The sequence below is a fragment of the Streptomyces sp. CB01580 genome, assembly GCF_001905795.1.
In the GTDB taxonomy this organism is placed as follows: Bacteria; Actinomycetota; Actinomycetes; order Streptomycetales; family Streptomycetaceae; genus Streptomyces.
Genome location: NZ_LIXJ01000020.1, coordinates 186,450 through 205,931, shown reverse-complemented (window position 1 = coordinate 205,931; position 19,482 = coordinate 186,450). Strand labels below are relative to the sequence as shown.

15 protein-coding genes are annotated in these 19,482 nt (G+C 70.8%); 14 read left to right on the top strand and 1 reads right to left on the bottom strand.

The features are described 5' to 3' along the window. Positions 1-7: 7 nt before the first annotated feature. The 13 genes from AMK22_RS26005 to AMK22_RS25940 all read left to right on the top strand — a co-directional run bounded on the left by AMK22_RS26005 (position 8) and on the right by AMK22_RS25940 (position 14,377). Entirely contained in the window at positions 8-1,735 is a 1,728-nt protein-coding gene (locus tag AMK22_RS26005; RefSeq protein WP_073788831.1) for a UDP-N-acetylmuramoyl-L-alanyl-D-glutamate--2,6-diaminopimelate ligase, read from the top strand. A gap of 4 nt (positions 1,736-1,739) precedes the next feature. Next, a complete protein-coding gene (locus tag AMK22_RS26000) occupies positions 1,740-3,146 on the top strand; it encodes a UDP-N-acetylmuramoyl-tripeptide--D-alanyl-D-alanine ligase (protein WP_073788829.1) in 1,407 nt (468 codons plus the stop codon). Further along, positions 3,143-4,213 (top strand): phospho-N-acetylmuramoyl-pentapeptide-transferase, encoded by a 1,071-nt coding sequence (mraY, locus tag AMK22_RS25995; RefSeq protein WP_073788827.1) that lies wholly within the window; start codon positions 3,143-3,145, stop codon positions 4,211-4,213. The genes AMK22_RS26000 and mraY overlap by 4 nt, the downstream gene beginning before the upstream one ends. Beyond that, positions 4,195-5,628, top strand: coding sequence for a UDP-N-acetylmuramoyl-L-alanine--D-glutamate ligase (gene murD, locus AMK22_RS25990; RefSeq protein ID WP_242434134.1), 1,434 nt, complete (start codon positions 4,195-4,197; stop codon positions 5,626-5,628). Before mraY ends, murD begins: the two co-directional genes overlap by 19 nt. Before the next feature lie 100 nt (positions 5,629-5,728). Next, positions 5,729-7,174: a putative lipid II flippase FtsW gene (ftsW, locus tag AMK22_RS25985; protein ID WP_079186403.1), complete on the top strand. Its 1,446-nt coding sequence runs from the start codon at positions 5,729-5,731 to the stop codon at positions 7,172-7,174. 6 nt (positions 7,175-7,180) lie between these two features. Further along, positions 7,181-8,275 carry an undecaprenyldiphospho-muramoylpentapeptide beta-N-acetylglucosaminyltransferase gene (murG, locus tag AMK22_RS25980; protein ID WP_073788823.1) on the top strand — a complete coding sequence of 365 codons (1,095 nt, stop codon included), beginning with the start codon at positions 7,181-7,183 and terminating at the stop codon, positions 8,273-8,275. Positions 8,276-8,325: 50 nt separating this feature from the next. Continuing rightward, positions 8,326-9,114, top strand: a complete 789-nt coding sequence (locus AMK22_RS25975; RefSeq protein ID WP_073788821.1) for a cell division protein FtsQ/DivIB — start codon at positions 8,326-8,328, stop codon at positions 9,112-9,114. Positions 9,115-9,391: 277 nt separating this feature from the next. Further along, complete coding sequence (gene ftsZ, locus AMK22_RS25965) at positions 9,392-10,603, top strand: cell division protein FtsZ (RefSeq protein WP_073788817.1); 1,212 nt, start codon at positions 9,392-9,394, stop codon at positions 10,601-10,603. A 26-nt stretch (positions 10,604-10,629) separates the two neighbouring features. Further along, complete coding sequence (gene pgeF / locus AMK22_RS25960; RefSeq protein WP_107430633.1) at positions 10,630-11,358, top strand: peptidoglycan editing factor PgeF; 729 nt, start codon at positions 10,630-10,632, stop codon at positions 11,356-11,358. A gap of 6 nt (positions 11,359-11,364) precedes the next feature. Further along, complete coding sequence (locus AMK22_RS25955; RefSeq protein ID WP_073788813.1) at positions 11,365-12,084, top strand: YggS family pyridoxal phosphate-dependent enzyme; 720 nt, start codon at positions 11,365-11,367, stop codon at positions 12,082-12,084. 126 nt (positions 12,085-12,210) lie between these two features. Then, positions 12,211-12,846 (top strand): cell division protein SepF, encoded by a 636-nt coding sequence (locus AMK22_RS25950; RefSeq protein ID WP_073788811.1) that lies wholly within the window; start codon positions 12,211-12,213, stop codon positions 12,844-12,846. 69 nt (positions 12,847-12,915) lie between these two features. Then, positions 12,916-13,200, top strand: a complete 285-nt coding sequence (locus AMK22_RS25945) for a YggT family protein (RefSeq protein ID WP_073788809.1) — start codon at positions 12,916-12,918, stop codon at positions 13,198-13,200. 49 nt (positions 13,201-13,249) lie between these two features. Beyond that, positions 13,250-14,377, top strand: coding sequence for a DivIVA domain-containing protein (locus AMK22_RS25940; protein WP_073788807.1), 1,128 nt, complete (start codon positions 13,250-13,252; stop codon positions 14,375-14,377). Between the two features lie 418 nt (positions 14,378-14,795). On the opposite strand, the gene ileS is transcribed toward AMK22_RS25940, so the two are convergent. Further along, positions 14,796-17,990, bottom strand: coding sequence for an isoleucine--tRNA ligase (gene ileS / locus AMK22_RS25935; protein ID WP_073788805.1), 3,195 nt, complete (start codon positions 17,988-17,990; stop codon positions 14,796-14,798). A gap of 550 nt (positions 17,991-18,540) precedes the next feature. Between ileS and AMK22_RS25930 the strand changes: the two genes are divergently transcribed. Continuing rightward, positions 18,541-19,467, top strand: a complete 927-nt coding sequence (locus AMK22_RS25930; protein WP_079186402.1) for a TraR/DksA family transcriptional regulator — start codon at positions 18,541-18,543, stop codon at positions 19,465-19,467. Positions 19,468-19,482 lie beyond the last annotated feature (15 nt).

The following is a 19,482-nucleotide window of genomic DNA, read 5'->3' as shown; positions in this document are numbered from 1 at the left end:
CCGATCAGTGACGACCATCACCCCCGATCCCGGGAACCGGAACGGGAACCACCGGGACCCCGGCCCCTCACTTCGCGAGAGGCCGGGTGAGCCCGGTACGCTCACCGCCGTGCCCCACGCTGATCAGTTCCAAACCACCCAGAAGGCCGCCCCCGTGAACCAGCCGGGAGCGCCCCGCCCGGATCGGCTCAGGCCGACGCCGCTCGGTGAGCTGGCAGCCCGGCTGGGAGTCGAGCCGCCGGGGACCGCCGAGGTCACCGGCATCACCCACGACTCCCGGGCGGTCCGCCCCGGCGACGTCTACGCCGCTCTGCCGGGTGCCCGCTTCCACGGCGCCGACTTCGCCGCCCAGGCGGCCGGCCTCGGAGCCGCGGCGGTCCTCACCGACCCGGCCGGAGCCGAGCGCGCCGCCGCCACCGGACTGCCGGTCCTGGTCACCGAGGACCCGCGCGCCCGTATGGGCGAACTCGCCGCCGAGATCTACGGACGTCCCGGCGAGGACCTCCTGCGGATCGGCATCACCGGAACCTCCGGGAAGACCACCACCGCGTACCTCGTCGAGGGCGGCCTGCGCGCCGCCGCCCGGGCCACCGGCCTGATCGGCACGGTCGAGACGCGAATCGGCGACGAACGCATCAAGTCCGAGCGCACCACCCCCGAGGCCACCGACCTCCAGGCGCTGCTCGCCGTGATGCGCGAGCGCGGGGTCGACGCGGTGACCATGGAGGTCTCCAGCCATGCGCTGGTCCTCGGCCGGGTCGACGGATGCGTCTTCGACGTCGCGGTCTTCAACAACCTCAGCCCGGAGCACATGGAGTTCCACTCCGGGATGGAGGACTACTTCCAGGCCAAGGCGCAGCTCTTCACCCCGCGCCGCAGTCGGCAGGGCGTCGTCAACTTCGACGACGCCTACGGCCGCAGGCTGGTCGCCGAGGCCTCGGTCCCGGTCGTCACCTTCTCCGCCGAGGGCCACCCGGACGCCGACTGGCGTGCCGAGGACGTCGAGGTCGGCCCGCTGGGCTCCACGTTCACCGTCGTCGGCCCCAAGGACGAGCGGATCGCCGCCAGGGCCCCGCTGCCCGGCCCGTTCAACGTGGCCAACGCCCTCGCCGCCGTCGTCACGCTGGCCGTCGCGGGCCTCGACCCGCAGACCGCGGCCGACGGCGTCGCCGCCGTCCCCGGCGTCCCCGGGCGGCTGGAGCGCGTCGACGCCGGACAGGACTACCTCGCCGTCGTCGACTACGCGCACAAGACCGATGCCGTCGAGTCCGTGCTCCGTTCGCTGCGCAAGGTCACCCGGGGCAGGCTGCACGTCGTCCTCGGCTGCGGCGGCGACCGCGACACCACCAAGCGCGGCCCGATGGGCGCAGCCGCGGCCCGGCTCGCCGACACCGCCGTACTGACTTCGGACAACCCCCGTTCCGAGGACCCGCTCGGAATCCTCGCCGCCATGCTCGCGGGCGCCGCCGAGGTGCCCGTCCACGAGCGGGGCGACGTCCTGGTCGACGCCGACCGGGCCGCCGCCATCGCCGCCGCGGTCGCCCGAGCCGAGCCCGGTGACACCGTGCTGGTCGCCGGCAAGGGCCACGAGCAGGGGCAGGACATCCATGGCGTGGTACGCCCCTTCGACGACCGCGTGGTCCTGCGCGCGGCCATCGAACGCTCCCTGGGACACGGCGGCACCTCCGGGGCCGCCGACCGCGCCCACACCCACGAGAACAACAGTCAGGGATGACCAAGTGATCGCCCTTTCCCTCGCCGAGATCGCCGAAATCGTCGGCGGGCAGCCACACGACATACCCGATCAGGCAGCGGTCGTCAGCGGGCCCGTCGTCATCGACTCCCGAGAGGTGGAGCAGGGCAGCCTGTTCGCCGCCTTCGTCGGAGAGCGGGTCGACGGCCACGACTACGCGCAGCGCGCCGTCGAGGCGGGCGCGGCAGCCGTGCTGGCCGCCCGCCCCGTCGGTGTTCCGGCGATCGTCGTCGACGACGTCGTGGCCGCGCTCGGCGCGCTCGCCCGCACCGTAGTCGGCCGCCTCGGCACCACCGTCGTCGCCCTCACCGGCTCCGCGGGCAAGACCTCCACCAAGGACGTCATCGCCCAACTCCTCGAACGCAAGGGCCCCACCGTCTATCCGGCGGGCAACCTCAACAACGAGATCGGCCTGCCGCTGACCGCGTTGCGCGCCACCGAGGAGACCCGGCACCTCGTCCTGGAGATGGGCGCGCGCTACATCGGCGACATCCGCTACCTCACCGGTCTCGTCCCGCCCCGGATCGGCCTCGTCCTCAACGTCGGCACCGCCCACATCGGGGAGTTCGGCGGCCGGGAGCAGATCGCCCGGGCGAAGGGCGAGATGGTCGAGTCCCTGCCCGAGGACGGCGTCGCCGTGCTCAACGCCGACGACCCGCTCGTCCGCGCCATGACCTCCCGCACGAAGGCACGGGTGCTGCTCTTCGGCGAGGCCGCGGAAGCGGACGTACGGGGCGAGAACGTACGTCTCACCGACGACGGCCGCCCCGCTTTCACGCTCCACACACCCACCGGGTGCAGTGATGTGACGATGCGCCTGTACGGTGAGCACCACGTGTCGAACGCGCTCGCCGCGGCCGCCGTCGCCCATGAGCTGGGCCTGTCCGCAGACGAGATCGCCGAAGGGCTCTCCGAGGCGGGCACCCTCTCCCGCTGGCGCATGGAGGTCACCGAGCGTCCGGACGGCGTGACGATCGTCAACGACGCCTACAACGCGAACCCCGAATCCATGAAGGCAGCGCTGCGCGCACTGGCCGCCATGGGGAGGGGCCGTCGTACGTGGGCGGTGCTCGGCCCCATGGCCGAGCTGGGCGACGCCTCGCTCGCCGAGCACGACGCGGTCGGACGGCTCGCCGTCCGGCTCAACGTCAGCAAGCTCGTCGCGGTGGGGGGCAAAGAGGCCTCCTGGCTGCAACTGGGCGCATACAACGAGGGTTCGTGGGGTGAGGAGTCGGTGCACGTGTCCGACGCACAGGCTGCGGTCGACCTGTTGCGCAGTGAACTGCGCCCGGGAGACGTCGTGCTGGTGAAGGCGTCCCGGTCGGTCGGCCTGGAGCAGGTCGCCATGGCACTGCTGGAGAACGCGTCCGAGGGCGAGGTCGCCGGCCGATGAGGCAGATCCTGTTCGCGGGGGCCATCGGGCTCTTCCTGACCCTGGTCGGAACTCCGCTGCTGATCAAGCTGCTGGCCCGCAAGGGATACGGCCAGTTCATCCGGGACGACGGCCCGCGCACCCACGGGTCCAAGAAGGGCACCCCCACCATGGGTGGGATCGCCTTCATCCTGGCCACGATCATCGCGTACTTCCTGACGAAGGTGATCACCGGCGAGCCGATGACCTTCTCGGGCATTCTGGTGCTCTTCCTGATGGCCGGCATGGGCCTCGTCGGCTTTCTCGACGACTACATCAAGATCGTCAAGCAGCGCTCGCTGGGTCTGCGGGCCAAGGCGAAGATGGCGGGCCAGCTGATCGTCGGTGTCGCCTTCGCGGTGCTCTCGCTCCAGTTCGCCGACGGTCGCGGCAACACCCCAGCCTCCATGAAGCTGTCGTTCGTCACGGACTTCGGCTGGTCGATCGGCCCGGTGCTGTTCGTCGTCTGGGCCCTGTTCATGATCCTCGCCATGTCCAACGGCGTGAACCTCACGGACGGCCTGGACGGCCTGGCCACCGGCGCGTCCGTGATGGTCTTTGGCGCGTACACCTTCATCGGGCTGTGGCAGTTCCAGGAGTCCTGTGCCAACGCGAAGGCCCTGACCAACCCCAACGCCTGTTTCCAGGTACGAGATCCGCTCGACCTCGCCGTGGTCGCCTCCGCGCTGATGGGCGCCTGCTTCGGCTTCCTGTGGTGGAACACCTCGCCCGCCAAGATCTTCATGGGCGACACCGGCTCGCTCGCCCTCGGCGGCGCGCTGTCCGGCCTGGCGATCTGCTCCCGCACGGAGTTCCTGCTGGCCGTCCTCGGCGGTCTCTTCGTGATGATCACCATGTCCGTGGTCATCCAGGTCGGTTCCTTCAAGATGACCGGCAAGCGGGTCTTCCGGATGGCACCGCTCCAGCACCACTTCGAACTAAAGGGGTGGTCCGAGGTCCTTGTGGTGGTCCGCTTCTGGATCATCCAGGGCATGTGCGTGATCGTCGGCCTCGGACTCTTCTACGCGGGATGGGCAGCCGAGAAGTGAGCACAGTGGACTGGCAGGGCAAGCACGTCACCGTCGCCGGACTGGGCGTCTCCGGAATCCCCGCGGCCCGCGCGCTGCACGGCCTCGGCGCCGTCGTCACGGTCGTCAACGACGGGGACGACGAGCGCTCCCGCACACAGGCCGCCGAACTGGAGGCCGAGGGCATCACCGTCCGCCTCGGCGACGGGGCGACCCTGCCCGAGTCCACCGAGCTCGTCGTCACCGCCCCCGGCTGGAGGCCCGACAAGCCGCTGTTCGCCGCGGCCGCCGAGGCGGGCGTTCCGGTCTGGGGCGATGTCGAACTCGCCTGGCGGCTGCGCGGCCCCGGCGCCGCGCCCTGGCTCGCGGTCACCGGCACGAACGGCAAGACCACGACCGTACGGATGCTCGCCTCCATCCTGGAGGCGGCCGGGCTGCGCACCGCGGCCGTCGGCAACATCGGCGTCTCCCTCCTCGACGCCGTCCTCGGCGACGAGGAGTACGACGTCCTCGCCGTCGAACTGTCCAGCTACCAGCTGCACTGGGCGCCCTCGCTGCGCGCCCACTCCGCGGCCGTCCTCAACCTCGCCCCCGACCACCTCGACTGGCACGGCTCCATGGAGGCGTACGCCGCCGACAAGGGCCGGATCTACGAGGGCAACCGCGTCGCCTGCGTCTACAACGCGGCTCAGAAGGCGACCGAGGACCTGGTCCGCGAGGCGGACGTCGAGGAGGGCTGTCGCGCCATCGGCTTCACCCTGGGCACGCCGGGCCCCTCCCAGCTGGGTGTCGTCGACGGCATCCTCGTCGACCGGGCCTTCGTGGAGAACCGGCACGAGCAGGCCCAGGAGCTCGCCGAGGTCTCCGACGTCGTCCCGGCCGCCCCGCACAACGTCGCCAACGCCCTGGCGGCGGCGGCCCTGGCCCGCGCCTTCGGCGTCGAGCCCGCGGCGGTACGGGACGGCCTGCGGGCCTTCCGCCCCGACCCGCACCGCATCGAGCACGTCGCGGACGTCGCGGACGTCGCCTATGTCGACGACTCCAAGGCCACCAACACCCACGCCGCAGAGGCGTCCCTCGCCGCCTACGACCCGATCGTGTGGATCGCCGGCGGCCTCGCCAAGGGCGCCGCCTTCGACGAACTGGTGACCGGGGCCGCCGGGCGGCTGCGGGGCGTGGTGCTGATGGGCCGGGACCGGGCGCTGATCCGCGAAGCCCTCGCGCGACACGCCCCCGAGGTCCCGGTGGTCGACCTCGACCGGACCGACACTGGGGCGATGTCCGAGGCGGTCCGCGAGGCGGCCCGGCTCGCCGGGCCGGGGGACACCGTCCTGCTGGCCCCGGCCTGCGCCTCGATGGACATGTTCGTCAACTACAACAAGCGGGGCGAGGCGTTCGCGGACGCGGTCCGCGCGCTCGCAGCCGAGAGCGACTGACGGGCCGGCCCCCGCGCCGTGCCGTCCGCACGACCGGGCGCGGGCGCCCGGCCCTCGGCGGCGGCCCCGGGCACGCACATTCGTGGAGGGGACAGCGACAATGCCGGCCGAAGAGAGCTCTGCCGCAGTGGCCCGTGGGAACCGCCCACGGGTCCCCGCGGCGATCAGCCGGGCACTCGCCCCGCCCCTGCCCGCGGGCGCCGGGGCACCCCTCGGACCCCTCCTGCGGGTCCGCTCCGCCACCGGTCCCCGGCGCCCCGCCGCACCCCGCCCCAAGGGCCGTACCACCGGTTCGCCCCGAGCCCCTCGCGGCGGCGCGGCACGGCGGCTGTACGAGCGGGCACGGCGGGCCTGGGACCGCCCCCTGACCGCGTACTACCTGATCCTGGGCGCCGGCCTGCTGATCACCGTGCTCGGCCTGGTGATGGTCTACTCCGCCTCGATGATCAAGGCCCTGGAGCTGAACAAGCCCGGCGGCTACTTCTTCCGCAAGCAGTTCCTCGCCGCCGTCATCGGAGCCGTTCTGATGGCGGTCGCCGCGCGGATGCCCGTCAAGCTCCACCGGGCGCTGTCCTACCCGCTGCTCCTGGGAGCCGTCTTCCTGATGGCGCTGGTCCAGGTGCCGGGGATAGGGATGTCGATCAACGGCAACCAGAACTGGCTCTCGCTGGGCGGCCCCTTCCAGCTCCAGCCCAGCGAGTTCGGCAAGCTCGCGCTGGTCCTGTGGGGCGCCGACCTGCTCGCCCGCAAACAGGACAAGCAACTGCTCACGCAGTGGAAGCACATGCTCGTGCCGCTCGTCCCGGTGGCCTTCCTGCTCCTCGGGCTGATCATGCTCGGCGGTGACATGGGCACTGCGATCATTCTCACGGCGATCCTGTTCGGACTGCTCTGGCTGGCGGGCGCCCCCACCCGGCTCTTCGGCGGGGTGCTCGCCTTCGCCACCGTGATCGCCTTCGTGCTGATCAAGACCAGCCCGAACCGGATGTCCCGGCTCGCCTGCGTGGGCGCCACAGACCCGGGCCCCGACGACTCGTGCTGGCAGGCCGTGCACGGCATCTACGCCCTGGCCTCCGGCGGATGGTTCGGTTCCGGGCTCGGCGCGAGTGTGGAAAAATGGGGTCAACTGCCTGAACCGCACACCGACTTCATCTTCGCCATCACCGGGGAGGAACTGGGGCTGGCCGGGACGCTGTCGGTGCTCGCTCTCTTCGCGGCTCTAGGCTATGCGAGTATCCGCGTGGCCGGACGCACGGAGGACCCCTTCGTGAGGTACGCCGCGGGAGGCGTGACCACCTGGATCATGGTGCAGTTCGTGATCAACATCGGTGCGGTGCTCGGCCTGCTGCCGATCGCCGGTGTCCCGCTCCCGCTGTTCTCCTACGGAGGGTCGGCCCTGCTGCCGACCATGTTCGCCGTCGGGCTGCTGATCGCGTTCGCGCGAGAGGAACCCGCCGCGAAGGCGGCCCTGGCCATGCGGAGGCCCGGGGTGAGATGGAAGACGATGAGACGGCGCGTCAAGAAGCGTCCGTCCGGAGAGCGGTGAATTTCGGTGCATGTCGTACTCGCCGGCGGGGGGACCGCCGGCCACATCGAGCCCGCGCTCGCCCTCGCGGACGCCCTGCGCAGGCAGGACCCGACCGTGGGGATCACTGCCCTCGGCACGGAGCGCGGACTCGAGACCAGGCTCGTACCCGAGCGGGGGTACGAACTCGCCCTCATCCCGGCCGTACCGTTGCCGCGCAAGCCCACCCCGGAACTGATCACCGTCCCGGGACGGCTGCGCGGCACCATCAAGGCCGCCGAGCAGGTCCTGGAGCGCACCAAGGCGGACTGCGTGGTCGGCTTCGGCGGCTACGTCGCCCTGCCCGGCTATCTGGCGGCCAAGCGCGCCGGTGTGCCGATCGTCGTCCACGAGGCCAATGCCCGGCCCGGTCTGGCCAACAAGATCGGTTCGCGGTACGCCCACGGGGTCGCCGTCTCCACCCCCGACAGCAAGCTCCGCGGCGCCCGCTACATCGGCATCCCGCTGCGCCGGACCATCGCCACCCTGGACCGTGCCCGGGTCCGTCCCGAGGCGCGCGCCACCTTCGGCCTGGACCCCAACCTGCCGACGCTGCTGGTCTCCGGCGGCTCCCAGGGCGCGCGCCGCCTCAACGAGGTGGTCCAGCGCGTCGCCCCGCTGCTCCAGCGTTCCGGGATCCAGATCCTGCACGTGGTCGGCCCGAAGAACGAACTGCCGCACGTCGACAACATGCCCGGTATGCCGCCGTACAACCCGGTACCGTACGTGGACCGGATGGACCTCGCGTACGCGGCGGCCGACATGATGCTCTGCCGCGCGGGCGCGATGACCGTCGCCGAGCTCTCCGCCGTCGGACTGCCCGCCGCCTATGTGCCGCTGCCCATCGGCAACGGCGAACAGCGGCTCAACGCGCAGCCGGTGGTGAACGCGGGCGGCGGACTGCTGGTGGACGACGCGGCGCTCACCCCCGAGTGGGTGCAGGGCAACGTCCTGCCGGTGCTCGCCGATCCGCACCGGCTGTACGAAATGTCCCGCGCCGCCGCCGAGTTCGGCCGCAGGGACGCCGACGACCTGCTCGTCGGCATGGTGTACGAGGCGATTGCCGCACGCCGAGGCGCGTGAGGCGGACGGGTCCGGGGGCACGACCCCCGGACCCGGTGTGAGGAGCGAGCGTGGCCGGACCGACGACCGCCCAGCGCGGTGCAGCGCAGCAGAAGGACTCCCCGGCCGACCCGTCGAGCCCCGAAGGGCGTTGGCGGCCCAGCCGTGTCCAGCTGATCGTGACCGGCGTGCTGGTCCTGCTGCTCGGTTCGGGAGCCGTCTGGGCGCTCTACGGCTCGTCCTGGCTCCGGGTCGAACGGGTCAGGACGACCGGTGTCGACGTGCTGACCCCGGCCGAGGTCGAGGCCGTCGCGGCGGTGCCGGTCGGCGCCCCGCTCATCTCCGTGGACACCGACGCCATCGCCGACCGGTTGCGCCAGAAGGTGCGTCGTATCGACTCGGTGGATGTCGTGCGGTCTTGGCCGCACGGAATCGGACTTAAAGTGACCGAACGGCAGCCGGTCCTGCTGATGAAAAAGGGTGCGAAGTTCGTCGAAGTGGACGCGAAGGGCGTGCGTTTCGCGACCGTGGACAAAGCGCCCCGGCGCGTACCGATCCTGGAACTGACTCCTCGTCAGTCCCCCGGTCTGCGCCGCTTCGGCAGCGATCGACTGGTGCGGGAGGCGGTCCGGGTCGCGGGCGGACTCCCGGGCGATGTCGCCAAGGACACCGAGGTCGTACGGATCACCTCGTACGATGCGATCTCCCTGGAGCTCACCCGGGGCCGTACGGTGAACTGGGGCAGCGGCGAGGACGGGTCGGTGAAGGCCGAGGTCCTCACCGCTCTGATGAAAGCCGCCCCCAAAGCGGGACACTTCGACGTGAGTGCGCCCACCGCCCCTGCGGTATCGGACGGTTGACGCATATGTGGCCTGGCCAGCACCCTGGTTGGTCAGCGCTACGGGTGATCACATAGGGTGAAAAGAAAAACGGGAGGTTCGGCGTGTTCGTTGAACACGCGCCACTTGTCGACTTAGTGTCCTGTTCGGAAGAGTCCATGAAACAGACACACTGGTAACCCTAAACTTCAACGTTAGGGTTTGGGTCGGCGTTTCGGACCGCCCCAATCGGCATCCGTCGTCGCGGCGGGAACACCGTCAAGCGACGACACGTAACTCGAGGCGAGAGGCCTTCGACGTGGCAGCACCGCAGAACTACCTCGCAGTCATCAAGGTCATCGGTGTCGGCGGCGGTGGTGTCAATGCCATCAACCGAATGATCGAGGTCGGTCTCAAGGGCGTCGAGTTCATCGCGATCAACACGGATGCGCAAGCCCTGTTGATGAGCGACGCCGACGTCAAGCTCGACGTCGGCCGCGAACTCACCCGCGGACTCGGCGCCGGGGCCAACCCGGCCGTCGGTCGCAAGGCGGCAGAGGACCACCGCGAGGAGATCGAGGAGGTCCTCAAGGGGGCCGACATGGTCTTCGTCACCGCCGGGGAGGGGGGCGGCACCGGCACCGGCGGCGCGCCCGTCGTCGCGAACATCGCGCGCTCGCTGGGCGCCCTGACGATCGGCGTGGTCACCCGCCCGTTCACCTTCGAGGGCCGGCGCCGCGCGAACCAGGCGGAGGACGGCATCGCCGAGCTCCGCGAAGAGGTCGACACCCTCATCGTCATCCCCAACGACCGGCTGCTGTCCATCTCGGACCGGCAGGTCAGCGTGCTCGACGCGTTCAAGTCGGCCGACCAGGTGCTGCTCTCGGGCGTCCAGGGCATCACCGACCTCATCACGACGCCCGGTCTGATCAACCTCGACTTCGCCGACGTCAAGTCGGTCATGTCCGAGGCCGGATCGGCGCTCATGGGCATCGGCTCCGCCCGCGGCGACGACCGCGCGGTGGCCGCCGCGGAGATGGCGATCTCCTCGCCGCTCCTGGAGGCGTCCATCGACGGCGCCCGCGGTGTCCTGCTCTCCATCTCCGGTGGCAGCGACCTCGGTCTCTTCGAGATCAACGAGGCCGCCCAGCTGGTGAGCGAGGCGGCGCACCCCGAGGCGAACATCATCTTCGGCGCCGTCATCGACGACGCGCTGGGCGACGAGGTGCGCGTCACCGTGATCGCGGCCGGCTTCGACGGCGGACAGCCGCCGGCCCGCCGCGAGAACGTCCTGGGCGCGAACTCCGCCAAGCGCGAGGAGCCGGCGCCGTCGGTCCGGTCCGAGCCCGTGCGCCACACCGGCGGGCTGGGTTCCCTGCCCCCGCGCGAGGAGCCCGCGCCGCCGGTCGAACCCGCTCCGGTGGCCGAGAAGCACCTGCCGCCGGTCACCGCCGCGCCGCACATCCCGCCGGCCCGGCCCTACCCGGACTCCCAGATCGAAGAGCTGGATGTCCCGGACTTCTTGAAGTGATAGTCCCGCACCGCTCGGTTTCTGCGGTGGCCTCGGAGACCTCGGCGGGCCGCGCGCACTTCGCCTTCACCGACAGGTGGGGCGGGGTGAGCGCGGCTCCGTACGCGGAGCTCAACCTCGGCGGCGCGGTCGGTGACGACCCCGCCGCCGTTCTGGCGAACCGGGAGCGCGCCGCCGGAGCCCTCGGCCTGGATCCGGCGCGGGTCGTCTGGATGAACCAGGTGCACGGACGGGACGTCGCGGTCGTCGACGCCCCCTGGGGGGACGCCTCGCAGATCCCCGCCGTGGACGCGCTGGTGACCGCGCGGCGCGGGCTCGCGCTCGCCGTGCTCACCGCCGACTGCACCCCCGTACTCCTCGCCGATCCCGACGCCGGGATCGTGGCTGCGGCGCACGCGGGCCGCCCCGGACTGGTCGCCGGGGTCGTCCCCGCCGCGGTCGAGGCGATGACCGCGCTCGGCGCGAAGACCTCGCGGATCGTCGCCCGCACCGGACCGGCCGTCTGCGGACGGTGCTACGAGGTCCCCGCCGCGATGCGCGCAGAGGTCGCCGAGACCGTTCCGGCCTCCTGGTCCGAGACCAGTTGGGGCACCCCGGCCGTGGACGTCACCGCGGGGGTCCACGCCCAGCTCGAAGCGCTCGGGGTGGGGGACCGGCAGGCGTCGACGATCTGCACCCTCGAATCGGGCGATCACTTCTCGTACCGCCGCGACCGCACCACCGGGCGGCTCGCCGGCTATGTCTGGTTGGACTGATAGGGCATGACGGACCGTAGAACCCAACTCGCCGGAAATCTGGCACGGGTGGAAGAACGTATCGCTTCCGCCTGCTCCGCCGCGGGCCGCGCGCGGGAGGAGGTGACCCTCATCGTGGTCACCAAGACCTACCCCGCGAGCGATGTGCGGATTCTGAGTGAACTCGGTGTGCGCCATGTCGCGGAGAATCGCGACCAGGACGCCGCCCCCAAGGCCGCCGCGTGTGAGGATCTGTCACTCACATGGCATTTTGTCGGTCAGTTGCAGACGAATAAGGTTCGTTCTGTGGCTGGTTATGCCGATTTTGTGCAATCGGTGGATCGGGTCAAACTGGTCACGGCACTCTCGGCGGCAGCCGTGCGCGAAGGCCGCGAACTCGGCTGCCTCGTACAGGTGGCGCTCGACGCGGAGAGCGGCGAGCGGGGTGTCCGGGGCGGTGTCGCGCCGGACGGGATCGAGGAGTTGGCCACCGCGGTGGCCGCGGCGCCCGGACTGCGGCTCGCCGGTCTGATGACCGTCGCGCCGCTCGCCGGACCGTACGCGGGACGGCGGCGTGCCGCCTTCGATCGGCTGATGGAATTCTCGTCCCGCCTGCGCGCGGACCATCCGGCTGCGAACATGGTCTCCGCGGGGATGAGTTCGGACCTCGAGGACGCCGTCGCGGCCGGAGCGACACATGTACGCGTCGGTACGGCGGTACTCGGAGTCCGACCGAGCCTCGGGTAACGTCGCCAAACGAGTCGGACCACGGCAGAAAATATGGTCAATCCCGCTGATGGCGGGCAGGCCACAGTGGATCGCGGGGCACTTGGTGACAGATGCCGATCCACCACAGAGCGGAGGATTCAGAGCATGGCCGGCGCGATGCGCAAGATGGCGGTCTACCTCGGCCTCGTGGAGGACGATGGGTACGACGGTCCGGGGTTCGACCCCGATGACGAATTCGAACCCGAGCCGGAGCCCGAGCGCGACCGGCGGCGGCATCAGCCCGCGCATCAGGTCGAACGGGAGCGGGACCGCGAGCGGGAGCGCGAACAGGACGAACCGGTGCGAGCGGTGCAGCCTCCCGCGCAGCGGGAGCCGGTGCAGATCCCGGTGGAAAGGGAGCGACCCGCCCGGATCGCACCCGTGGCATCCATCACACCCGAACGCCCGAACATGGAGAAGAACGCACCGGTGATCATGCCCAAGGTCGTGTCCGAGCGGGAGCCGTACCGCATCACCACGCTGCACCCCAGGACCTACAACGAGGCCCGTACCATCGGTGAACACTTCCGTGAGGGCACTCCGGTGATCATGAACCTCACGGAGATGGACGATACGGACGCGAAGCGACTTGTCGACTTTGCGGCAGGACTCGTCTTCGGACTCCATGGCAGCATTGAGCGCGTGACACAGAAGGTGTTCCTGCTGTCTCCTGCTAACGTCGATGTCACGGCGGAGGACAAGGCCCGCATCGCTGAGGGCGGATTCTTCAACCAGAGCTGAGAACACGGCACCGAGAACGACCCGGCCGGGAGGCCGGAGCCAGAGAGCCAGGGGAGAGGGAAGCGCGAAATGGGCGTCGCACTGCAGGTTGTCTATATCGCGTTGACGTGTTTCCTCATCGTGCTGATCTTCAGGCTGGTCATGGACTACGTCTTCCAGTTCGCACGTTCATGGCAGCCCGGCAAGCCGATGGTGGTCATACTCGAGGCCACTTATACGGTCACCGATCCACCGCTCAAGCTTCTGCGGCGGTTCATCCCGCCGCTGCGTCTCGGGGGCGTGGCACTCGACCTGTCCTTCTTCGTTCTGATGATCATCGTTTTCATCCTGAGAGGCATCGTGATCGGGTTGTGAGCGATACGGTCTTGCCGACTGCCGACGACTACGTAGAGGTGAAGAAGAGATGCCGCTGACCCCCGAGGACGTGCGGAACAAGCAGTTCACAACCGTCCGTCTCCGAGAAGGCTACGACGAGGACGAGGTCGATGCCTTCCTCGACGAGGTCGAGGCCGAGCTGACCCGCCTGCTCCGTGAGAACGAGGACCTGCGCGCCAAGCTGGCCGCCGCCACGCGTGCCGCCGCGCAGAACCAGCAGCAGCAGGGCATGCGCAAGCCGGAGCCGCAGGACCGGCCCGGGGCCCCCGTACCCGCCGCCATATCGGGACCGCCGGTCCAGCAGCAGCCCCCGCAGATGGGTCCGCCCCAGCTGCCCGGTGGCGCTCCGCAGCTGCCCGCCGGCCCCAGTGGTCACGGCCCCGGCCCCCAGGGTCAGCACGGTCCCGGTCCGCAGGGCCCGCACGGCCCCGGCCCGATGCAGGGCGGCCCCATGGGTGGCCCGATGGGCGGCCCCATGGGCGGTCACGCCCCGCAGCAGCAGATGCAGCAGCCGCCGCAGATGCAGCAGCCCGGTCAGGGGCCCGGCGGCGACAGCGCCGCCCGTGTTCTCTCGCTCGCGCAGCAGACGGCCGACCAGGCGATCGCGGAGGCCCGTTCCGAGGCCAACAAGATCGTCGGCGAGGCGCGCAGCCGTGCCGAGGGGCTGGAGCGCGACGCGCGGGCCAAGGCGGACGCGCTGGAGCGGGACGCGCAGGAGAAGCACCGCGTGGCGATGGGCTCGCTGGAGTCGGCCCGCGCGACGCTGGAGCGCAAGGTCGAGGACCTGCGCGGCTTCGAGCGCGAGTACCGCACGCGGCTGAAGTCCTACCTGGAGAGCCAGCTGCGTCAGCTGGAGACCCAGGCGGACGACTCGCTCGCCCCGCCGCGCACCCCGGCGGCCGCTTCGCTGCCGCCGTCGCCCTCGCTGGCCCCGGCCGGTGCGGGCGCCATGGGCCACAGCATGGGCGGCAACCACGGCAACCAGCCGATGGGCGGCAACCCGTCCATGGGCGGTGGGCCCTCGTACGGCGGTCAGCAGCAGATGTCGCCGGCGATGACCCAGCCGATGGCGCCGGTGCGGCCGCAGGCGCCGCAGCCGATGCAGCAGGCGCCGTCGCCGATGCGCGGTTTCCTGATCGACGAGGACGACAACTGAGCCGGGTGCGCGCGGTGAGCGCGTAGCCGTCGGCAGGCTGAGGGCCGGGCCCCGGGGTTTTCCCCGGGGCCCGGCCCTTTGCGTGTCCCAGTGGGTGCGGGGGATGCGGCCGCGCGCCGGGGGCAAATGTCGGCGGGCCCGTCCGGAACGGTTGGTTCCGGACGGGCCCGCCCATGCGCCGAGGCCGCTGCCCCGACTCGGTCCCAGGTCCTGTGGCCGAACCGCCGCCTGCCGTGCGACTCCTGTCACGCACATTCGCGGTGTGGTCGGAGCCGTCCTCGTACGTCCGGTACGAGGACGGTCCTCCGCCTCGCGATCAATGGGTCTCCCCTGTTCGAGCGGAGCCGAGCACTCGGGGAAGCACCGGATGTCGAACGGCCCGGCCTCCGGTCTGACGAAGGCCGTTCGAAGACAGGTCCTACCGCTCCGTCCTGCGGAGGCGGAACGTCAGGGCCAGGCCCTCGTCCTCGAACGGCTCGCCGAAGGCCGCGTCCGCCTCGCCCTGTGCGTAGTCCAGTGCCAGCACCTCGTCCGCGATCAGGGCCGCGTGCTCGGTCAGTGCCTCCACCGTGGCGGCGGAGCTGGACGTCCAGCGGACGGCGATGCGATCCGCGACGTCCAGGCCGCTGTTCTTGCGGGCCTCCTGGATGAGGCGGATGGCGTCACGGGCCAGGCCCGCGCGCCTCAGCTCCGGCGTGATCTCCAGGTCCAGGGCGACGGTCGCGCCCGAGTCGGAGGCCACCGACCAGCCCTCGCGCGGCGTCTCGGTGATGATCACCTCGTCGGGAGCGAGGGTGACGGTCTCGCCGTCCACCTCGACCGACGCCGTGCCCTCGCGCAGGGCCAGTGAGAGGGCCGCCGCGTCGGCGTTCGCGACCGCCTTGGCCACCGCCTGGACGCCCTTGCCGAATCGCTTGCCGAGGGCGCGGAAGTTGGCCTTCGCGGTCGTGTCGACCAGCGAGCCGCCGCCCGCTGCACCAGCGGAGGAATCGGTGAGCGAGGCCAGGGACTCGACGTTCAGTTCCTCGGTGATCTGGGTGTGCAGCTCGGGCGAGAGGGACTCGAAGCCGGCCGCCGCGACCAGGGCCCGGGACAGCGGCTGGCGGGTCTTGACGCCCGACTCGGCGCGGGTGGCCCGGCCGAGCTCGACCAGTCGGCGTACCAGCGCCATCTGGACCGACAGCTCCGGGTCGACGGCCGTGAGGTCGGCCTTCGGCCAGGCGGACAGGTGCACCGACTCGGGGGCGTCCGGGGTGACCGGGACCACCAGGTCCTGCCAGACCCGCTCGGTGATGAACGGGGTGAGCGGGGCCATCAGCCGGGTCACGGTCTCGACGACCTCGTGCAGCGTGCGCAGCGCGGCCTTGTCGCCCTGCCAGAAGCGGCGGCGCGAGCGACGGACGTACCAGTTGGACAGGTCGTCGACGAAGGCGGACAGGAGCTTGCCGGCGCGCTGGGTGTCGTACCCCTCCAGCGCCTGCGTGACCTGGTCCACCAGGGCGTTCAGTTCGCTCAGCAGCCAGCGGTCCAGGATCGTGCGGTCCGCCGGGGCCGGGTCGGCCGTGGAGGGGGCCCAGCCCGACGTACGGGCGTACAGGGCCTGGAAGGCCACCGTGTTCCAGTAGGTCAGGAGGGTCTTGCGGACGACTTCCTGGATGGTGTTGTGGCCGACGCGGCGGGCCGCCCAGGGGGAGCCGCCGGCCGCCATGAACCAGCGGACCGCGTCGGCGCCGTGCTGGTCCATGAGGGGGATCGGCTGGAGGATGTTGCCGAGGTGCTTGGACATCTTGCGGCCGTCCTCGGCGAGGATGTGGCCCAGGCAGACCACGTTCTCGTAGGACGACTTGTCGAAGACCAGCGTGCCGACCGCCATCAGCGTGTAGAACCAGCCGCGGGTCTGGTCGATGGCCTCGGAGATGAACTGCGCCGGGTAGCGGCTCTCGAACAGCTCCTTGTTCTTGTACGGGTAGCCCCACTGAGCGAACGGCATCGACCCCGAGTCGTACCAGGCGTCGATGACCTCCGGGACGCGATACGCCTCCAACTGGCAGTTCGCGTGCGAGCAGGTGAACGTGATCTCGTCGATGAACGGGCGGTGCGGGTCGAGACCGGACAGGTCCGTGCCGGCGAGCTCGCCCAGTTCGGCGCGCGAGCCGACGCAGGTGAGGTGGCCGTCCTCGCAGCGCCAGATCGGCAGCGGGGTGCCCCAGTAACGGTTGCGGGACAGCGCCCAGTCGACGTTGTTGTTCAGCCAGTCGCCGAAGCGACCGTTCTTGACCGACTCCGGGAACCAGTTGGTCTTCTCGTTCTCCGCGAGCAGCCGGTCCTTGATCGCGGTCGTGCGGATGTACCAGGACGGCTGCGCGTAGTAGAGGAGCGCGGTGTGGCAGCGCCAGCAGTGCGGGTAGCTGTGCTCGTACGGGACGTGCCGGAAGAGCTTGCCGCGGGCGGCCAGGTCCTCGGTGAGCGCCTCGTCGGCCTTCTTGAAGAAGATGCCGCCGACCAGTGGCATGTCCTCCTCGAAGGTGCCGTCGGGGCGGACCGGGTTGACGACGGGAAGGCCGTACGCCTTGCAGACCTGGAGGTCGTCGGCACCGAACGCGGGGGACTGGTGGACCAGACCCGTACCGTCCTCGGTCGTCACGTACTCGGCGTTGACGATGTAGTGGGCCCCGGCCGGGCCGTGTCCATCGCTTCCCTCGCTCGGGAAGTCCACGAGCGTGAAGGGGCGCTCGTAGGTCCAGCGCTCCATCTCGCGGCCGGTGAAGGTCTGCCCGGTCGTCTCCCAGCCCTCGCCCAGGGCCTTTCCGACGAGCGGCTCGGCGACGACGAGCTTCTCGCTGCCGTCGGTCGCGACGACGTAGGTGACGTCGGGGTGCGCGGCGACGGCGGTGTTGGAGACCAGCGTCCAGGGGGTGGTCGTCCAGACGAGCAGGGAGGCATCGCCGGCGAGCGGGCCGGAGGTGAGGGGGAAGCGGACGAAGACCGACGGGTCGACGACCGTCTCGTACCCCTGCGCCAGCTCGTGGTCGGACAGGCCGGTGCCGCAGCGGGGGCACCACGGGGCCACACGGTGGTCCTGCACCAGGAGGCCCTTGCCGAAGATCTCCTTCAGCGACCACCACACGGACTCGACGTACTCGGGGTCCATGGTGCGGTAGGCGTCGTCGAGGTCGACCCAGTAGCCCATCCGGGTGGTCAGCTCGGTGAAGGCGTCCGTGTGGCGGGTCACCGACTCGCGGCACTTGGCGTTGAACTCGGCGATGCCGTACGCCTCGATGTCCTTCTTGCCGTCGAAGCCCAGCTCCTTCTCGACCGCGAGCTCGACCGGCAGGCCGTGGCAGTCCCAGCCGGCCTTGCGGCCGACGTGGTAGCCCTGCATGGTGCGGAAGCGGGGGAAGACGTCCTTGAAGACGCGGGCCTCGATGTGGTGGGCGCCGGGCATGCCGTTGGCGGTGGGCGGGCCCTCGTAGAAGACCCACTCGGGGCGGCCCTCGGACTGTTCGAGGCTCTTGGCGAAGACCTTGCTCTCGCGCCAGAAATCGAGCACGGCGTGCTCCAGCGCGGGCAGGTCGACCTGGGCGGGTACCTGGCGGTACTGCGGCGATGTCATGGGCGGACTTCCTCCGGCGGACGATTTCCACTTCCGTCGGAGGGACGAGAGCCTCGTCGACTCCCGCGGTACCACCCTCCTTGGCCCCGGGCACGCACCCGTGGCCCCCTCATTGGGGTCGCGATGCCGGTTCTACTTGCCTCGTGGCGTTCTTCCGGCGGCTCCGGGTGATCTTCACGACGCGCTCGCCCCCGGGCTTCCACCGTCCCCGGGTCGCTCCTGGCTGCGTACGACGCTACTCGTCCCATCCACGCCTCTCGCTCAGGCCAGTGTACGGGCCCGTCGGGGCGTCGGCCGACCGGATGGCGGGCGGTGCGGGGCGTGACCCGAATGGGGAGAGGGGGACGGACGGCTCCGGGGGAGCCGGCCGGGGCGTCGTGGGAGTCGGATTATCGGGCTGTGAGCTGGGCACAACGGATTCAGGCAGGTCGCCATCCGGACGCGGGCGGTGGCGAATCGGCGGCGTGCCCCGTTGCCGCGGGGCCGGGGCCGATTTATCGTCCCAGCACGATTCGCGTGCAAGATCACAATATGTGAAGGGGCCGCGGCCATGGTGGCGAAGAAGACCGCCGCGAAGAAGACGGCGTCGGCGAGATCCACGGGTGCTGCGGCTGCGGAAACGGGCGCGGAGGGCGGCCCCGAGGCCGCGGCGGAGAAAGGGGCGACCGCGAGGAAGGCGACCGGAAGGGCCGGGAGGAAGGCGGCCGCGGAGAAGACCGCGGCGAAGAAGGCCGTGGCGAGGAAGAGCACGCCGAAGGCGTCCACGGCCGAGGACGCCGTGGCGAGGAAGACCCCGGCGAAGAAGACCACGAGGAAGAAGGCCGCGGCCTCGAAGGCGGTGTCCGCCGCACGTACGGACGCCGGGCACGCGGCACCGGCCGGGAAGGTCCCCGCGAAGAAGAGCGTGGCCAGGAAGTCCTCGAAGAAGGCCGCCGCGGCGGCCACGGAGGCGGCCGAGTCCGCCGAGCAGACAGGAGCCCACACGGTGGTAGCCAAGAAGAGTGAGGCCCGGACCCGCATGGCCGACGAGGCCGCGGCGTCCGTCACGCCGTCGGGCGGGGGAGCCGTCACGACGGCCCCCGGCGAGCTGGCGGTCCGGCCGGACGAGGATCCCTGGACCCCGGAGGAGGTCGACGAGGCGCGGGCCGTGCTGAGCGGCGAGAGCACGCGGCTGCGCAACGAACTGGAGGCCGCGGGCATCGCGCTCGCCGGGCTGATGCGCGACTCCGGCGACGGGGCGGGCGACGACGAGGCCGACACCGGCACCAAGAACATCACCCGCGAGCACGAGATGGCGCTCGCCGCCAACGCCCAGGAGATGCTGGACCAGACCGAACGGGCGCTGGCCCGGCTCGACGCCGGGACGTACGGACTGTGCGAGGTCTGCGGCAAGCCGATCGGCAAGGCCCGGATGCAGGCGTTCCCCCGCGCCACCCTCTGTGTCGAGGACAAACAGAAGCAGGAGCGACGCGGCTGATCCGGCGCACCGTGC